Consider the following 15,200-nt stretch of genomic DNA (forward strand, 5'->3'; position numbering starts at 1 on the left):
ATATTGGGTTATGATATATGAAGTTTATGCAATTTCCAGTCTTACTAAAAACTATATATATGTGGGTTTTTCTACTGAACTCGAAGTAAGATTAAATAGACATAATAAAGGTCTCAATAAAACTACGGCTCCATATGCTCCTTTCCGATTAATTTACTCAGAAGTAGTAGGAACATCAAGAGAGGAAGCACGACTTAGAGAAAAGTATTGGAAAAGTGGTACAGGTAAAAGAAAACTTAGGATTCTAAGAGATGAATTAGATTAATATTTCACGGCGTGCAGGTTCGACCTGCCTGTCGTGCCTCTGGCAGGCAGGTTCCTGTCATCCGCACATATTCTTAAAAGCTCTTCAGAAATGAAGGGCTTTTTTTATGATAGCCACTCGCTGTGAGTGCTCCATATTAGGAGTTATTTGCAATTTGATAAAAATTTTGCATTTATACCAGTTTTTGGTATTTTTGATAAAATTTATAATTAAATGAACAAAAACACATCAATATCACTCGGAAATTATTTTGACCAATTCATTCAAAGTCGAATAAGTGAAGGGAGGTTTAAAAACGTTAGCGAAGTAATTCGTGCTGGATTGAGACTTTTAGAGGAAGAAGAAAGTAAAGTTATTGCTTTAAAAATGTCAATACAAGAAGGAATTGACAGTGGAATAGCTCACGGCTTTGACCCAAAAAAACATCTTGAATCTCTAAAAGCGAAAAAGCACTTGAATGGCTGAATATAAACTGACCAACAAAGCTGTCGAGGATTTATCAAAGATTTGGGATTACACGTTTGAGGTTTGGTCTGAACAACAAGCGGATAAATACTACGATGGATTAATTTCCAATTGTGAAGAAATCGCTGAACATCCAGAATTAGGAAAAAACTATGATGGAATTTCAAAACAACTTCTAGGAATGAAAACAAATCGACACATCATATTCTACAGAGCTCTGAATAAAAATTTTGTTGAGATAACGCGAATATTACACGAAAGAATGGATTTGAAGAAAAGAATAACCGAATAAAATCTCCACACACCCACGTCGCGCGCGATTGCATCGCGTTTGAATTAAGTTAAGCATTTGTAATGCGAGTAGTATTATGAGAAAAGGAAAGTTATATTTAGCTTTCCTTTTTTTATGCTACAGAATTAAAGCGAGGCGAACTATTTATTAAAGAAGTCTTTGAACTTCTTTTAAGTAAGCATGGTATCAATGATTTTAAGGAGTCATCCGCACATATTCTTAAAAGCTCTTCAGAAATGAAGGGCTTTTTTGTTGACAAGCTTGTACAGCTTGACATAATTAATGGTAGCTATAAATATTCCATCGTAGCTAATAATACAATCTAAAACCTAGCAACCTACACAATTTACTGTGTTGATCGTACATGTGCTTGACGACTTCTTTAAGGTCGTCATTTTTATAAAACTCGCTAAAAAACAAGCGATCTATGGTAAAGGCACTGGACATACTTTCTGAAGGATATCCATATCCAGAAACGGCTCGAGCACCTGTTACATCAATAAAGTATTGAGACTCTTCATCAGACAGGTCTAAAACCTTTTTATTAGCAAAATGGATGACTTTACCCTCTAACTTCCCTTCAAAAAGCTCAGCGATCTCTTCCATACTATAGTAATAATCATTGATCAAGACATTATTTGCTTCTCCTGGCAAAACGAGATATATGATCTCATAATCTTTAAAATTATGATCGTCGTAAAGTAAATAACTTAGGCTTTCTTCTAGACCCTCTATAGTATCGCATGCTTTGTAGATGCTGGTTATGTTTTGGTTGAAAGCAATGTCCTCAAGTATTTTTACTACTTCTGTTATTTCTGAAGCATCAGCATTAGGAACTACCTCTAGGCAGTAGATAAAATTTTCGACATCTGTTATAGGCAATGCTAACTTACTCATTTACTTCGTTATTTTTTCGATGTAGGTATCTTAATATTGGACGAGTAAGATCACATTCATTACACCCAGCTGGCTCGAGCGTCTCCTTCGTGCTAAGCAATACCAGTATTTGTAATCCGATAAAGCAGGAGCAGGTAATGAACTGGAAATTTATAGTTCAGGGATACTTAAGTACATTGGCTTTGGCTAAAAAACCTAACATGTTCCTAGTAGTTCTTTAGGACCTCTTAAAGAAGCCTCTGAGTTTTTTGTAAATAAAAGCATTGGTTTTAATACCGTACAAGGAAATCAAACAAACGATAATTACAAAAAAAACAGCTCCTATAGTCGCTTGGTAGGGATTGAGCGATTTGCTTAAGAGGATGGATAAGCCAAATCCAGTAAGGCTGCCATAAATAAGAACAAAGTGAATAATATAAATAGAAAGTGTTTTCTGTCCTATTTTAAAAATCAGTTGGTTTTTTAAAAACCTTTCTAAAGCAAAAAATATTCCTAGTAAAATCAATACATTACCTAATCTGATGAATAAGTAATTATAATAAGCTACTTGCTTAAAAAGTAGTATATCGCTCCAATAATAAAGTTTCATCAATAAATAAGAGGAATTATAGATCAATACCGTTCCCACAATTATAAATGCAGAAACAATAATAGGCTTGAACTTTTCTCTTCCGAAATAGCGATAAAATAAGGAAGCGATAAAGGCTCCTATAGACATATATCCTAACCAAGGTATAATGGTGAAAACAGAACCCTTTGATTGGGTTAAATAATTGGCAAATACTAAGGGGATACCACTGGTGTCGAGATCTCTATACCAAGGTTCCATGATAAATATAGAAATGCCTAACACGAGCATGAGTATAGAGAAGATCAAGGATTTCTTAAAAGTCAGGTAATAAATACCTACAGTGATAATGATAGAAAGCCCTATACAATGCAATACATCAACAATTAAAAAGGAATTGTTGAAGGTGCCCGTAAGCCAGTCCCAAATAGGGACTCTAAGCCCATAGCCTATAGCGATAAGCAATAAGCCTCGCATCAAGCCCTTGCGTATGCGCTCTGGTGCCAGTCCCTTTTTTTTGGACTTCATTAAAAGATAGGTAAAGACGATTCCAGAAATAGTGAAAAACGTAGGAGCCGTTATTCCTCTAAAATAGCTCCAAACCTGAAAAATGGAGCTGTCCATGTCTCTGTATTCTGGCGCGAGTAGGGTGTCTACAAAGTGTCCTTGCATCATCATAACGATAGCAAAAGCACGTACGGCGTCTATAAAGAAAAGGCGGTCAGTTTTCAAAGTTGTTGAGTTGGCGTAAAACTAAGGTTTATTTAAAACAAAAAAGCCTCTCCGTTTGGAAAAGCTTCTCAAAAAGTGTCTGATGACACCTTCAAAATCCTCAAGTATTTCTGAGGACACACAACTTGAATTGCATCTCGTTAAATCGAGATTGCGGTCTGGACGGGATTCGAACCCGCGACCCCATGCGTGACAGGCATGTATTCTAACCAGCTGAACTACCAGACCGTGTTCTTATAGAACGATGCTTTCACATTTCTGCGTTAGCGGATGCAAATATACTTTTCATTTATGAATAGGCAAGTCTTTTTTATCTTTTTTTTCCGAAATATAGCATTCATTTTCTTCTAGTAAATTTATCAACCACCTACCTTCTAAAAATCAGTGATTAAGCTGTTTTATTGGTTTTTGTATGACTTAAATTTTGAAGCTGTTGATAATACTTGAAGGGAATTCTACAAGCCAAGGGCTTAGTATTTATCTTTGAAATATGATACAACTTTTTGCTACAGACATAGACGGGACTTTATTAGATGCCAACAGGTTTTTATCTGATCGTACCTGCCAAGAATTAGGAAAACTTCTAGTGCCTAAAATTCTAATATCTGCCAGAATGCCTCAAGCCATGTATTATTTACAGGAGGCACTAGATATCGTTGATTCCCCATTAATTTGTTATAACGGCGCCTTAGTACTGCACGGTTCTGATATTTTATATGAATTGAGTATTCCTTATGAAGAGATTGAAAAGTTAACCGAAATAGGGCAGGAATACGGCCTGCATGTGGCACTCTACCGCAATCAAGAGTGGTTTGTTCCAGCTATGGATCAGTGGGCAAAGCGAGAGGAACACAATACGAGAGTTACGCCTAGCATAGAAGAGACTTCGGTTACCTTAGCTTATTTTAAACAGACCCAAGATCAAGGTGGTGCTCACAAGATCATGTTTATGGGTGAGGAGGTAAAAATGGATGCCGCTTTCGCGAAAGCGGAACAGCTACTCGGTCCTAACGTCCATTTGTACAGATCAAAAAATACCTATACAGAGATTACTCCCAGAGGAACCTCTAAAGAACTAGCACTTAGAAAATTACTAGAATTGAGGTATCCAGAAGTGGGTATGAAGAATGTAGTAGCTTTTGGAGATAATTACAATGATACAGCTATGCTGGCTGCCGTAGGTTATGGGGTTGCTGTAGAAAATGCTCGAGAAGAAGTTAAGAAAGCCGCTAGATTTATAACCGGCCATCATAAAGAAGATGGAGTCGCGCTATGGCTGGAGCAAAATGCGCATAAAAACTCATAAAAAAGGCAGCCCCTCAACGAACCGCCTTCTTCAAAAAAGGTTGTAGTTATTATTCAATAACGATGATGTCTTCAATGGTTAAGCCTGCTGCGCTCATTACTTCATTGTAATTGTTCACATCCACACCAGAGTTTAAAAGATCTACGGGTAGAATCACAATTCTAAAGGTCTGATTAGAAATATCAGCAGGAGCAAGTTGGCTCAGGTCTGTAGTTGCTGGAGCATCTATAAAAATTCGCGCGTCCCCATTAGTTGCATCAAAATTGTATTGAAATTCGCCAAAGTTGGTATAAATAGTCTGTGGTAATAACCTCCATACATCTACGGTACCTCCATTATTACCTGGGACTACATCCCATAAGAGATACACTAAGGTCATGTCATTAGGAAAAACAGTTACGGTTGGTGGGTAATCAATTAATACCTCATAGTCTGGAGCAAAGAAATCTACAGTTCTTTCAATAGATGTTGCGGTAATGTTGACACCATCTACACCATCAAAGCCATCAAATCCTGGAGGTCCCTGTGGTCCTTCACAAGCGGTTAAGGTGATAGCGAGAACAAAAAGGAGTATACTATATTTCATAATTAGTAGTTTAGACTTTCTTTTTTTCAATAAGTGTGCCTAAATTTATAAAATGAAAAAATTTGTTGTTTTAACCCTCTTTATTAGCTCCTTTAAATTGATGGCACAACTTGCCGTAGCAGACAGTCTCGTGCAATTAGGAAACTATCAAGAGGCGATGGAAATCTATAAGGCCGAGCCAGAAAGCGAATTCAAATTGGCTCGGGTATATACACAAATGGGAGCTATTTATGCGGCATTGGACTCCTATCAAGAAGGTTTTAAGAGAGATAGTCTTAGTCTACAACCACGATTGGAATATGCGCGTCTGGCATTGGGTAATAACGATCCAGTAACCGCATTTAATACCTTATTGTCCCTTAGTGCTGAAGAACCAAATAATGCCACTTATCAGTATTATATGGGTAAGACTCATGAGGAATTGAGCCATGATGATGATGCTATTTCCGCTTTCGCGAAAGCGGTATCCTTAAACACATCCTACCGAGCAGCTAGAATGGAGTGGGTAAAATTATTGATCAAAAAGCGAAGGTTTCGAGAAGCAATTCTCCATGTGCAACCCGCATTAGAATGGTATCCCAACGACATAAAAATGAATAGTTTAATCGCGCAGTCCTATCTTGGAGCAAAGAGATACGATAAGGCGATTGAGCATTTTGAACTGCTTTTTAATCTTGGAAATGATACCGAGTTCAATCGTAAACATTTGGCATGGTCCTACTTTAACGATCGGCAATGGCAGCTTGCTATAGATAATTATGAGCGTTACACTAGTGATTATGAAAAAGAAGATGCACTGGTTCACTTTATCATGTCCCAAGCCTATTTAAAATTGGGTAACTTGGAATTGGCACAAGATTATATAGAACGCGCCATAGCTTTTAAGACTCCAGAGTTAGATCAGGAATTCTTACAGCTAGCAACAGTTTATGTGAGACAAGGCGATTATAAAAATGCTTTTTATGCAACCAAAAGAGCAAAAAGAGAAAAGCCAGAGGACGATGTGATCGGCTATCAATACGCACTTGCTGCAGATCAATATTATACAGATAAAAGTAAGAAACTGGAGTTCTATGAAGAGTTTATAAGATCCTATCCTCAGAGTACATATCAAGATATTGCTAAGGCTCGAGCAGAAGATTTGCGCAAGGAACTTTTTCTAGCTGCCAAAAAATAGAAAGGTTGTACATTAGCTTTATGAATAAAGGTTCTGTTGTAATAATAATGCTGCTCGTAGCGCTTTGCTTTTCTTGCCTTTCTGACCAGCAAAAAAAAGTACAGGCAGATGAGCAGGCGATAAAGAAGCTGGAGCAACTGGATATGACTTCTATAGACCGCTATCCATTATTTGATAACTGCGAGGAGATGCTGACTACGGCAGACTGCTTTTACGAACAATTGCACGCTTTAGTCCAGCAAAAATTAAGTAATGGAGAAATTCTTATACATTTAGCTAGGAAAGATAGCATGTACTTATCGATTACAGTAAGTAAAGAAGGTCGTATCACATACGATAGTCTATATAAATCTGCTCCCAGCATCGATAAAGACTATATGCATGAATTGCTGCAAAAGAGATTGAATAACTTCCCTGTTATTAAAAGTGCTCAAAAAAAATCTATACCAGTGGCTACAACCTATAGATTACCTATTGTTTTTAATCCTGTGGACTCCTTGGAGCATTAACAGCTCTTCCCTGCCATTGTGGTTTTGACAAACTACTGAAGGCTATCACCACTACCAGAAACGGATAGATCAAAAAGTTGACAACGGCAAACTTCCATTTTACGCCTTCAAAAAATTGATCTCCTATTACCAGCACAATCATGTCGGTAAAGGCTTTGACAGCGAGTACCCCTATAAACATCTGACTGCTGATGAGTGAAAAGTACCATAATAAAGGGCTCGATATAAACAAGATGCTCATTAGTAACACCTGAAAACTGAGCAGCTTATTCAGCATGCTTTTAGTTGTACTGCCTTTTTGAGCCCATCGAGCTCGTTGGTCAATCATGCTTTTCAGATCGAGTTTTGGAAAGGTGGTGACTATCGCAGTCATAGATTTGAGGTAATGGCACTTCATCACATCTTCTGCAGCGAGTTTCTCTAATAAGAAAATATCATCGCCACTAGAAATATGGCGGTTGCCCTCATATCCATCTACCTCGTAGAACGCTTCTTTAGTAAAGCTCATGTTGGCACCGTTGCACATAAAAGGCTGACGGTAAGAAAAACTCCCAGCGGTAATCAATTGCAAGGCCATCATTTCTTGATGTTGTAAAGCGGTGAGCAAGCTGTTTTCCTGTTGGATGACCACTGGAGCTGCAATAAAGTGAGCTTCTGTATGCTTGTGGTAGATGGCGTTATAGGAGGCAACCCAGTCTGCTGGTAAGATACAGTCGGCATCGGTAGTAAGGATGTGAGGGTGTATAGCCAGTCCTAAGGCCTGAGTAATGCCGTCTTTTTTAGCACTAGCAGATTTTGGTATTCGGTTCAAGAGCACTATTGGAATTTCTGAATGTTGTGCTGTAAAGGATTGAAGGATCTCTAGGCTATGATCTGTCGTCTTGTCGTTTACAAAAATCCACTGGGTTTTTTCAAAGCGGTAGGCCTGTTTCTTTATTGAATCTAATAAGGCAGGCAGGCGGCTTTCTTCATTCCTATAGTTAATGATGATGCTAAAGGGAAGTTGTTCTATGGAGGGGTCTATTTTTGTTGCTGGATAGGTCAATAGTTCCTTAGATAGTAGAAGTATGACCAGTGCATAACCAAAGACAATGATAAAAAACAGCCCACTCATTCTTCTAAAGTTTTGAGTCGTTGAAAGGGAAGTAACGCGCAGCCTAATAAGGTAGGTGCTATAGAATTGGTCAACCAGATGATGCTTGTCGCTGCGATAATAAGTTCGGAATTGAAAAAGGCACCTTCAAAAATATAAGTGGCAGCGGTCCATTTTAAAGCTATATCAAAGATTTGAAAAACGGGGATGATAGAAACTACAAGATAAAATATGCTGACATTTCTCATCGTGATCAAGATAGGAGATTCATAATCGAGTAGCCATAACAGGAGCAGCCAGTTACTAGCAAATAGCAGATACCTCAGTAGTGAAAATAAAATAGTACGGCACCATTTTTTTGTGGTCGGGATCTTATAATTCCATTTTTTGATGAGCCATAAAGAGAGGCCTGCCAGGAGTACGAGCAATAGAATTCCGGCACCAATCAGGTAAAATGCCGTGTCTAATTCAAGACTTTCTTTTAAATAAAACAGGACCCCAGTAATCCCTAGCAAGACGGTGATTAGCATCTGGGAAATGGTACCAGCGAGAATACTGCTCAGGACTTTTTTCCGTAAGGATTTTTTGAAAAATAGCGATTTCATTGCAAATTCTCCAGCTCTGAATGGGGTTATAAAACTTGCTGCTTGTGCGGTGAGGTTTTGTAGGACGCTTTCGCGAAAGCTTAACTCATAAAAATCACTCACTAAATACTGCCATTTTTTACTTTCCACCAGCCAGCTTGCGAGGCTTACAGCGATCATAGCTACCAAAGTGAATCCTTGTAATTTTTGAAGAGCGATCCAAAGCTCATTAAGTTGCAAAGGCCGCTCCATCCACTGGATATAAATTACGTACGCGCAAATCAAGATCACAATGATTTTTATCAACGGAGCTAGGAATTGCTTAGATTTGTGAAGCGCGATAGACATGTGCGAAAAATACAACAATTGGCAACAGAAAAAATCATTCTTGGGATAGATCCCGGTACGGCAATCATGGGTTTTGGGATCATAAAGGTACAAGGGAATGCTATGAGTTTTATACAGATGAATGAGCTGGACATGCGTAAATTAAAAGATCCTTACGTAAAACTACGACGTATTTTTGAACGTACTATAGAGTTGATAGATACCTATCATCCAGATGAAATAGCATTAGAAGCTCCGTTTTTTGGTAAAAATGTTCAGTCCATGCTCAAATTAGGTCGAGCTCAAGGAGTGGCTATGGCGGCAGGACTGTCTCGAGACATTCCTGTTTTTGAATACGCTCCTCTAAAAATAAAACAGTCCATTACTGGAAAAGGAAGTGCCAGTAAAGAACAAGTGGCAAAGATGTTACAAAGCCTTTTAGGATTAAAAGAGTTGCCTAAAAATCTAGACATGACTGATGGGCTTGCTGCTGCCGTTTGCCATTTTTATAATAGTGGTAGCATAGAAATTGGTAAAAGCTATACGGGATGGGAAGCTTTTGTTAAGCAAAATGGGGAACGAATCAAAAAGTAGCTGATGAAGGATAGTTGTTCTGCTTTATTATTATGGATCATTATCATGCTGCCGCTTGCATCAGTGTCTCAAGAAAAGGATATCCCTAGTTTGTTGAGGGAAAATAATAAGCTTACGGTACCTTATATCAGTGTGCAGATGCTTCAAATGAATTACCAAGAGTATACGGTGGTAGATACTCGTAAAAAAGAAGAATACCAAGTAAGCCATTTACCAAAGGCGATTTGGGTAGGAGAGAAATACGATGGAAAAAATTTTCACGGAATCTCTAAAGACACTAAAATTGTCGTGTATTGCAGTGTTGGAATACGGTCAGAAGATTACGGTGAGGACCTGTTGGAAGACGGATTTTCAAAAGTGTATAACCTTTATGGGAGTATCTTTTCCTGGAAGGATGCCGGTTACCAGATAGTAGATCAAAACCAACGACCTACTGAGAATGTTCATGTATATGGAAAAAAATGGGCCAAATACCTGAAGACTGGAGAAAAAGTGTATCAGCCATAGAACTGTTTAGTGACCTTACTAGATTAGAAAGGAGTCATAGGCGCTGATATTTTCAAAAGGTGATCTATAAAAAGGGGTGCTTACCACCTCAGCTCGTAAAGCTGTGCTTGTGAGAGCGCTTCATCTTCTCCCAGTTGGATATTTGTCGCTTCACAAGAGAAGTAATAGACTTCTTTAGTATTCTTTGTGGTCAAATAAGAAATCGCTTCTACTTGTGCACCACCATTGATACTTAGTTCTTGTTTTTCAAGAAATTCAAAAGTGCCATTTTCATAATGTACTTTGAAAACAAAAGGAGTAAGGCTGCTGTTATAACCGCAAAGGAGTACGGTGTTTTTTCCATTAAAGGTAGCCCCAGTAACAAGACCCTTAATATTATACGAACTTACTTTTTCAGCTTTTTGATCTTTTTGATTTTTATTGATTTTGTAGATCACCGTGGTTTGATCTTTCCAGTCTTTAGAAAAGAGGTAGAGGTCTTTTTCAATAGCTACTAGAGATTCAGCATCATAAGGATGATCTTGATCTCCTTTTTCAAAGCTCTTTTGATCTGGATAAGAGAGGTGTAATTTTTCAACCAAGGCGTCTTCATTATTAAGTTCCTTTAGGGCAATTTTATAAATGCTAAGATCTTTACGGTTTCCACGATTGTTACCGGTATCTGCTATATAGAGGTGGGTGTCGTCTTTTGTAATATCCTCCCAGTCTACCGCCTTCATATTCTTATAAGTCTTGCTGTAGAGCAGGGTTCCTTTTTGATCTAAAAAGTATAAGGTAGGTTGATCACCACTATCGTTATGAGTGATGATGAGGTTATTGTAGTATTCTAGTCCAGAGGTTTCTGTCAGGTCATTATCTAGGTTTTTGATAAGCTGGAACTCCAAATCAGTTTCTTTGAAAACCCTTGTTGCCCTATTCGTCTGAGTTTTACAGGATAAACAAGTGAGAACGATCAAGCTAATAAAAACTAGTTTCTTCATGGTATAAATTTCGCTAAGCACCTCTTCATTAGAAATGTATGGGGCAAGATATTATAAATTTGAAAGCAAGAGTAGAGGAAGTGATCATAAGTATCAAAAAAAATCCGACTCATTTTAATGAGTCGGATGTTACAATTTATAAAATGCGTTATTAAGCGATAGAAACTCTTTTGAATCCTACTACTTGTGCATCTTTAGAAGCTACAAACTGAGCGACAGTTTGCTTGTCGTCCATGATATAGTCTTGATCTAATAATGCTTGCTCTTTATCAAGAGAAGTATTGTCAGCAATAAAGCGTTCCATTTTACCAGGTATAATTCTTTCCCAGATAGCTTCTGGTTTCCCTTCTGCTTGAAGTTCAGCTTCATAAGTTGCTTTTGCGGTAGCAAGAGCTTCATCAGTTAACTGAGATCTAGAAATGAACAAAGGAATGTTTAATAGGGTTTTACCTAAACGTCCACGCTCGATGTTATCCTTTTCAATAGCAGCGATTCTTGATTCTGTTTCAGACTGTACAAATGCATCATCAAAATCTTTATAAGAAAGTGTAGTGGCTCCCATAGAAGCTACTTGCATAGATACTGATTTTGCAACTTCTGCAGCGTGATCACTACTAGTAGAAAGACCTGTTAATGCACCAATCTTATTACCGTGTACATAACCACCAACATAAGGAGCTTCAAAAGCTTCAAAACCTCCGATTTCGATTTTCTCACCAATAACACCAGTTTGCTCAATAAGTTTTTCTTCTACAGTCATGCTGTCATCAAATTTTGATGCGAGAATTTCTTCTTTTGAGTTACAGGGTTGTGCAATAGCAGCAATTTTAGTTGCTAACTCTACGTAGGTATCGTTTTTTGCAACGAAGTCAGTCTCACAGTTAAGGGATAAAAGAATCCCTCTCGTGTTAGCATCATTGATATTTGAAACTACAACTCCTTCTGAAGAATCACGATCAGCGCGCTTTGCAGCTACTTTTTGACCTTTTTTTCTAAGGATTTCTATTGCTTTATCAAAATCACCTTCAGCTTCAACAAGGGCCTTTTTACAGTCCATCATTCCAGCTCCAGTTGTCTTTCTTAATTTTCCTACTTCAGCAGCAGATATTTTAGCCATTTTAATAAGTTTTGTACTAGTTACCTAGCGTTATAAGTTTATTCTTCTTCGTCTTTTGCAGTAGTTGCTGCTTTAGCTTTTTCCTTCTTAGCGACTTTTTTCTCGGCTTTAGGAGCTTCATTTTCTTGCTCTTCAGCGTTTTTATCAGACTTGCGATCTTCAAGACCAGCTTGGATAGCGTCAGTAGCTTGTTTTACAATAATGTCTATAGATTTAGAGGCATCATCATTAGAAGGGATTACATAATCGATATCGCGTGGATTGGCATTGGTATCAACCATTGCAAAAATAGGGATACCTAATTTCAAAGCTTCTTTTACTGCGATGTGTTCACGTACCGTGTCAACGATAAAAAGTGCAGCTGGCATGCGAGTCATTTCAGTAATAGAACCTAAGTTCTTTTCTAATTTTGCACGCATACGGTCAACTTGAAGACGTTCTTTCTTAGAAAGAGTTTCATAACGGCCATCTTTTTTCATACGATCTACAGTAGCCATTTTTTTAACAGCTTTACGGATCGTTACAAAGTTAGTAAGCATTCCACCAGGCCATCTTTCTGTGATGTAAGGCATGTTAGCATCACTAGCGTGTTGTGCAACGATGTCTTTTGCCTGCTTCTTAGTAGCTACAAAAAGAACCTTACGTCCAGATGCAGCAATCTTGCGAAGTGCGTCAGTAGCTTCTGTTAACTTTGCAGTTGTTTTGTAAAGATTGATGATATGGATCCCGTTACGTTCCATGTATATATAAGGAGCCATGTTAGGATCCCATTTACGAGTAAGGTGACCAAAATGGACCCCTGCGTCAAGTAAAGACTTGACATCTGTGTTATTTGCCATAATTAAATAGTTTACGTTCTGTCGATAGCAATAATGAAGTGGTCATAAGCCGAAGCGTAATTGCCCTCATTATTTAGATGCTAAACTGAGCTCTGGAGGCAACCAGGCGTGACAGCAAATTAATATGAATAAAAAAAGAACAAATCCCGTTTGATGATAACACCAAAGGGGAGTAATAATAGTGTTGTATTAACGCTTTGAAAATTGGAATTTTTTTCTTGCTTTCTTTTGACCGAATTTTTTACGTTCTACCATTCTTGGATCACGAGTCATCAAACCTTCTGGCTTTAAAGCGATGCGGTTTTCTTCGTCGATAGCTACAAGAGCTCTAGCGATAGCAAGACGTATAGCCTCAGCTTGTCCAGTAATTCCACCACCGCGCACACTAGCCTTTACATCGTAAAGATCAGTTGTATTGGTAAGGGTAAAAGCTTGTTTTACTTTGTACTGCAACATTCCTGTCGTAAAATAGTCGGTAAGATCTTTTTTGTTAATTGTTACGTCACCTTTACCTTCTGTAAGGTAAACACGCGCAACGGCAGTTTTTCTTCTACCTATTTTGTGTAATGTTTCCATATTACTTTACCTCGTTAAGATTAATGGTTTTAGGTTGTTGTGCTTCATGACCGTGCTCAGCACCAGAATACACTTTTAGGTTGCGATAGATGGCGCTTCCTAATTTATTTTTGGGCAACATGCCTTTTACAGCACGTTCTACAACACGAGTTGGATCTTTTGCAAATAATTCATTTGCAGTAAGACTGCGCTGTCCACCAGGATAACCGGTATGTCTGATGTATGTTTTCTCGCTCCATTTGTTGCCACTTAGAGTGATCTTGTCAGCGTTGATAATGATAACATTATCACCACAGTCTACGTGGGGAGTAAAATTTGTCTTGTATTTACCTCTCAAAAACTTTGCAGCTATTGAAGACATACGACCTAGTGGCTGTTCAGCAGCATCTATCAGTACCCATTCTTTGTTTACTGTAGCGCTGTTCGCTGAAACTGTTTTGTAACTTAAAGTATTCACCTTGAAATAGTTTTAATTCTTTGTCTGATTTTACTAACTAAAATCGGGCTGCAAATGTAATCTTTTAATTTAGAATCACAAGCCGCTTTTTTTAATTTTATTTATAAATTTGAAACGTAGAAATATTTTTTGCAATATTAGTTCTTTGTTTTACTTAAGTAGCTTTTTTATTTGTTTAGTTTTATTCCTCTTTGCTTTTGATTAAATACAGATAAGGTAACCCGGGATTGCTGTGCTTGTAATAAAATTTGTTAAATGCTTTAGTTAAAATAGAAATCTGTTTCAAAAAATTACTCAGTGAATTTTGTATATTTATTAAAAATTATAAAGATGAAAAAGCTTTTAGGCATACTAATTATTTTGATAGGTATAGGTTGTCAAACAGAATCTACAAGTAGTAGCGCAGTAAATATGAATATTGCCGGCACTTATATTCTTACGTCGCTTACAGCAAATACTCCAGTTGACTTTAATCAAGACGGAGTGAGTCACACAGAGCTTCTTAATGAGGCGGCTTGCTTTGCTAGTATGGATATTGACTTTTTGGTAAATGGTGATTTCTTTGCCACGGTTGCCGAACCAAATTTTGATCTGAATAACAATTTTACTTGTCTTATAAGCTCCCAAAATGGAACTTATTCTTTAAGCGCTAACTCGGTTTTAACAATTGTTGCGCAAGTTAATGGTGGTTCCATTACTCACAATAAGGCAGTAACTTTTACACCAACTACCTTTGAAGTTTCATTGACAGGACAAGAACTGGATCAATATGTAGGTGGTCGCACTGGAACTCCTGCATCATCTATTACGTCTCTTGATGCGGTCTATACTAAAATATAGTGTTTGGTAAGTAAGTAGTTTTTTTACATCCTAGAATTAGTACACTTTCTACAGATTTAGATTGTAGGTTATTAATTGGTTAGCTATAAGAGGGGTTTTCTCATTCTTCCATCTGTACGCCTTTCCAGAAAGCTACATGGCCTTCAATTTCTTTTGCAGCATGCTTGGTTTCTGCATAATACCAGGCAGCATCTACATTTTTTTTACCATTCACTTCAAGAGAATAGTAGCTAGCAGTGCCTTTCCATGGACATTTTGATGTTGTATTACTGTCTTCGAAGTATTTTTTATTAATACTATTTGCTGGGAAATAGTGATTGTTTTCGATTATTATGGTGGTGTCGCTCTCAGCAATTATTTGATTGTTCCATATAGCTTTCATAAGTAGTTGATTTAGTTGATAAAGCTCTGTAAATAAGTCTTGTTTCTTTAGAAATCTATGTTAAAAGTCTAACGGGTCGTTTTGTTTTTTGATTTAAATGCAGCTTC

At 37.6% G+C, this 15,200-nt stretch carries 20 protein-coding genes and 1 tRNA gene; 9 read left to right on the plus strand and 12 right to left on the minus strand.

Features of this window, described 5'->3' with window-relative positions; all coding sequences use genetic code 11:
• The first annotated feature begins 10 nt into the window (after positions 1–10).
• The 3 genes from KG732_RS04610 to KG732_RS04620 all read left to right on the plus strand — a co-directional run bounded on the left by KG732_RS04610 (position 11) and on the right by KG732_RS04620 (position 1,022).
• Complete coding sequence (locus KG732_RS04610; RefSeq protein ID WP_292890819.1) at positions 11–265, plus strand: GIY-YIG nuclease family protein; 255 nt, start codon at positions 11–13, stop codon at positions 263–265.
• Positions 266–478: 213 nt separating this feature from the next.
• Complete coding sequence (locus KG732_RS04615) at positions 479–730, plus strand: type II toxin-antitoxin system ParD family antitoxin (RefSeq protein ID WP_213521310.1); 252 nt, start codon at positions 479–481, stop codon at positions 728–730.
• The gene (locus tag KG732_RS04620) at positions 723–1,022 is read left to right on the plus strand and encodes a type II toxin-antitoxin system RelE/ParE family toxin (RefSeq protein WP_213521311.1); all 300 of its coding nucleotides are present in this window, start codon (positions 723–725) and stop codon (positions 1,020–1,022) included. The genes KG732_RS04615 and KG732_RS04620 overlap by 8 nt, the downstream gene beginning before the upstream one ends.
• Positions 1,023–1,331: 309 nt before the next feature.
• Here KG732_RS04620 and KG732_RS04625 read toward each other — a convergent pair whose 3' ends face one another.
• The 3 genes from KG732_RS04625 to KG732_RS04635 all read right to left on the minus strand — a co-directional run bounded on the left by KG732_RS04625 (position 1,332) and on the right by KG732_RS04635 (position 3,447).
• Positions 1,332–1,919: a DUF6642 family protein gene (locus tag KG732_RS04625; RefSeq protein ID WP_213521312.1), complete on the minus strand. Its 588-nt coding sequence runs from the start codon at positions 1,917–1,919 to the stop codon at positions 1,332–1,334.
• Positions 1,920–2,136: 217 nt separating this feature from the next.
• Complete coding sequence (locus KG732_RS04630; protein ID WP_213521313.1) at positions 2,137–3,219, minus strand: heparan-alpha-glucosaminide N-acetyltransferase domain-containing protein; 1,083 nt, start codon at positions 3,217–3,219, stop codon at positions 2,137–2,139.
• Positions 3,220–3,373: 154 nt separating this feature from the next.
• A tRNA-Asp gene (locus KG732_RS04635) sits at positions 3,374–3,447 on the minus strand.
• 262 nt (positions 3,448–3,709) lie between these two features.
• Here KG732_RS04635 and KG732_RS04640 point away from each other — a divergent pair.
• Positions 3,710–4,525: an HAD family hydrolase gene (locus tag KG732_RS04640; RefSeq protein ID WP_213521314.1), complete on the plus strand. Its 816-nt coding sequence runs from the start codon at positions 3,710–3,712 to the stop codon at positions 4,523–4,525.
• Between the two features lie 49 nt (positions 4,526–4,574).
• Here KG732_RS04640 and KG732_RS04645 read toward each other — a convergent pair whose 3' ends face one another.
• The gene (locus KG732_RS04645) at positions 4,575–5,111 is read right to left on the minus strand and encodes a dihydrolipoamide dehydrogenase (protein ID WP_213521315.1); all 537 of its coding nucleotides are present in this window, start codon (positions 5,109–5,111) and stop codon (positions 4,575–4,577) included.
• A gap of 52 nt (positions 5,112–5,163) precedes the next feature.
• Here KG732_RS04645 and KG732_RS04650 point away from each other — a divergent pair, with 52 nt between their 5' ends.
• Together KG732_RS04650 and KG732_RS04655 are read left to right on the plus strand one after the other, a co-directional pair.
• Positions 5,164–6,288: a tetratricopeptide repeat protein gene (locus KG732_RS04650; RefSeq protein WP_213521316.1), complete on the plus strand. Its 1,125-nt coding sequence runs from the start codon at positions 5,164–5,166 to the stop codon at positions 6,286–6,288.
• A 20-nt stretch (positions 6,289–6,308) separates the two neighbouring features.
• The gene (locus tag KG732_RS04655) at positions 6,309–6,797 is read left to right on the plus strand and encodes a hypothetical protein (RefSeq protein ID WP_213521317.1); all 489 of its coding nucleotides are present in this window, start codon (positions 6,309–6,311) and stop codon (positions 6,795–6,797) included.
• Here the strand turns inward: KG732_RS04655 and KG732_RS04660 are convergent.
• Positions 6,769–7,911 (minus strand): glycosyltransferase, encoded by a 1,143-nt coding sequence (locus KG732_RS04660; RefSeq protein WP_213521318.1) that lies wholly within the window; start codon positions 7,909–7,911, stop codon positions 6,769–6,771. The two genes, KG732_RS04655 and KG732_RS04660, sit on opposite strands and share 29 nt — an antisense overlap.
• Entirely contained in the window at positions 7,908–8,822 is a 915-nt protein-coding gene (locus tag KG732_RS04665; protein ID WP_213521319.1) for a lysylphosphatidylglycerol synthase domain-containing protein, read from the minus strand. The genes KG732_RS04660 and KG732_RS04665 overlap by 4 nt, the downstream gene beginning before the upstream one ends.
• Positions 8,823–8,840: 18 nt before the next feature.
• On the opposite strand from KG732_RS04665, the gene ruvC reads away from it, so the two are divergent.
• Together ruvC and KG732_RS04675 are read left to right on the plus strand one after the other, a co-directional pair.
• Entirely contained in the window at positions 8,841–9,395 is a 555-nt protein-coding gene (gene ruvC, locus KG732_RS04670) for a crossover junction endodeoxyribonuclease RuvC (RefSeq protein WP_213521320.1), read from the plus strand.
• Positions 9,396–9,398: 3 nt separating this feature from the next.
• Entirely contained in the window at positions 9,399–9,902 is a 504-nt protein-coding gene (locus tag KG732_RS04675; RefSeq protein WP_213521321.1) for a rhodanese-like domain-containing protein, read from the plus strand.
• A gap of 80 nt (positions 9,903–9,982) precedes the next feature.
• Here KG732_RS04675 and KG732_RS04680 read toward each other — a convergent pair whose 3' ends face one another.
• The 5 genes from KG732_RS04680 to rplM form a co-directional block, all read right to left on the minus strand.
• Positions 9,983–10,882: a hypothetical protein gene (locus KG732_RS04680; RefSeq protein WP_213521322.1), complete on the minus strand. Its 900-nt coding sequence runs from the start codon at positions 10,880–10,882 to the stop codon at positions 9,983–9,985.
• Between the two features lie 151 nt (positions 10,883–11,033).
• Positions 11,034–11,999, minus strand: coding sequence for a translation elongation factor Ts (tsf, locus tag KG732_RS04685; RefSeq protein ID WP_213521323.1), 966 nt, complete (start codon positions 11,997–11,999; stop codon positions 11,034–11,036).
• 38 nt (positions 12,000–12,037) lie between these two features.
• The gene (rpsB, locus tag KG732_RS04690; protein ID WP_213521324.1) at positions 12,038–12,838 is read right to left on the minus strand and encodes a 30S ribosomal protein S2; all 801 of its coding nucleotides are present in this window, start codon (positions 12,836–12,838) and stop codon (positions 12,038–12,040) included.
• 189 nt (positions 12,839–13,027) lie between these two features.
• Complete coding sequence (gene rpsI, locus KG732_RS04695; RefSeq protein ID WP_213521325.1) at positions 13,028–13,414, minus strand: 30S ribosomal protein S9; 387 nt, start codon at positions 13,412–13,414, stop codon at positions 13,028–13,030.
• 1 nt (position 13,415) lies between these two features.
• Entirely contained in the window at positions 13,416–13,871 is a 456-nt protein-coding gene (gene rplM, locus KG732_RS04700) for a 50S ribosomal protein L13 (protein ID WP_213521326.1), read from the minus strand.
• Between the two features lie 330 nt (positions 13,872–14,201).
• Here rplM and KG732_RS04705 point away from each other — a divergent pair, with 330 nt between their 5' ends.
• Positions 14,202–14,711, plus strand: coding sequence for a lipocalin family protein (locus KG732_RS04705; RefSeq protein ID WP_213521327.1), 510 nt, complete (start codon positions 14,202–14,204; stop codon positions 14,709–14,711).
• Between the two features lie 100 nt (positions 14,712–14,811).
• Here KG732_RS04705 and KG732_RS04710 read toward each other — a convergent pair whose 3' ends face one another.
• A complete protein-coding gene (locus KG732_RS04710; RefSeq protein ID WP_213521328.1) occupies positions 14,812–15,093 on the minus strand; it encodes a DUF427 domain-containing protein in 282 nt (93 codons plus the stop codon).
• Positions 15,094–15,200 lie beyond the last annotated feature (107 nt).

The sequence above is a fragment of the Nonlabens sp. genome (genome assembly GCF_018401815.1).
In the GTDB taxonomy this organism is placed as follows: domain Bacteria; phylum Bacteroidota; class Bacteroidia; order Flavobacteriales; family Flavobacteriaceae; genus Nonlabens.

What these genes read in the sequence shown, in the direction of transcription:
- KG732_RS04675 (WP_213521321.1), top strand. Translation starts at nt 9,399, where the DNA reads ATGAAGGATAGTTGTTCTGCTTTATTATTATGGATCATTATCATGCTG.
- KG732_RS04615 (WP_213521310.1), top strand. Translation starts at nt 479, where the DNA reads ATGAACAAAAACACATCAATATCACTCGGAAATTATTTTGACCAATTC.
- KG732_RS04665 (WP_213521319.1), bottom strand. Translation starts at nt 8,822, where the DNA reads ATGTCTATCGCGCTTCACAAATCTAAGCAATTCCTAGCTCCGTTGATA.
- KG732_RS04660 (WP_213521318.1), bottom strand. Translation starts at nt 7,911, where the DNA reads ATGAGTGGGCTGTTTTTTATCATTGTCTTTGGTTATGCACTGGTCATA.
- KG732_RS04645 (WP_213521315.1), bottom strand. Translation starts at nt 5,111, where the DNA reads ATGAAATATAGTATACTCCTTTTTGTTCTCGCTATCACCTTAACCGCT.
- tsf (WP_213521323.1), bottom strand. Translation starts at nt 11,999, where the DNA reads ATGGCTAAAATATCTGCTGCTGAAGTAGGAAAATTAAGAAAGACAACT.
- rpsB (WP_213521324.1), bottom strand. Translation starts at nt 12,838, where the DNA reads ATGGCAAATAACACAGATGTCAAGTCTTTACTTGACGCAGGGGTCCAT.
- KG732_RS04610 (WP_292890819.1), top strand. Translation starts at nt 11, where the DNA reads ATGATATATGAAGTTTATGCAATTTCCAGTCTTACTAAAAACTATATA.
- KG732_RS04705 (WP_213521327.1), top strand. Translation starts at nt 14,202, where the DNA reads ATGAAAAAGCTTTTAGGCATACTAATTATTTTGATAGGTATAGGTTGT.
- KG732_RS04620 (WP_213521311.1), top strand. Translation starts at nt 723, where the DNA reads ATGGCTGAATATAAACTGACCAACAAAGCTGTCGAGGATTTATCAAAG.
- KG732_RS04710 (WP_213521328.1), bottom strand. Translation starts at nt 15,093, where the DNA reads ATGAAAGCTATATGGAACAATCAAATAATTGCTGAGAGCGACACCACC.
- KG732_RS04650 (WP_213521316.1), top strand. Translation starts at nt 5,164, where the DNA reads ATGAAAAAATTTGTTGTTTTAACCCTCTTTATTAGCTCCTTTAAATTG.
- KG732_RS04680 (WP_213521322.1), bottom strand. Translation starts at nt 10,882, where the DNA reads ATGAAGAAACTAGTTTTTATTAGCTTGATCGTTCTCACTTGTTTATCC.
- rpsI (WP_213521325.1), bottom strand. Translation starts at nt 13,414, where the DNA reads ATGGAAACATTACACAAAATAGGTAGAAGAAAAACTGCCGTTGCGCGT.
- KG732_RS04625 (WP_213521312.1), bottom strand. Translation starts at nt 1,919, where the DNA reads ATGAGTAAGTTAGCATTGCCTATAACAGATGTCGAAAATTTTATCTAC.
- KG732_RS04640 (WP_213521314.1), top strand. Translation starts at nt 3,710, where the DNA reads ATGATACAACTTTTTGCTACAGACATAGACGGGACTTTATTAGATGCC.
- KG732_RS04655 (WP_213521317.1), top strand. Translation starts at nt 6,309, where the DNA reads ATGAATAAAGGTTCTGTTGTAATAATAATGCTGCTCGTAGCGCTTTGC.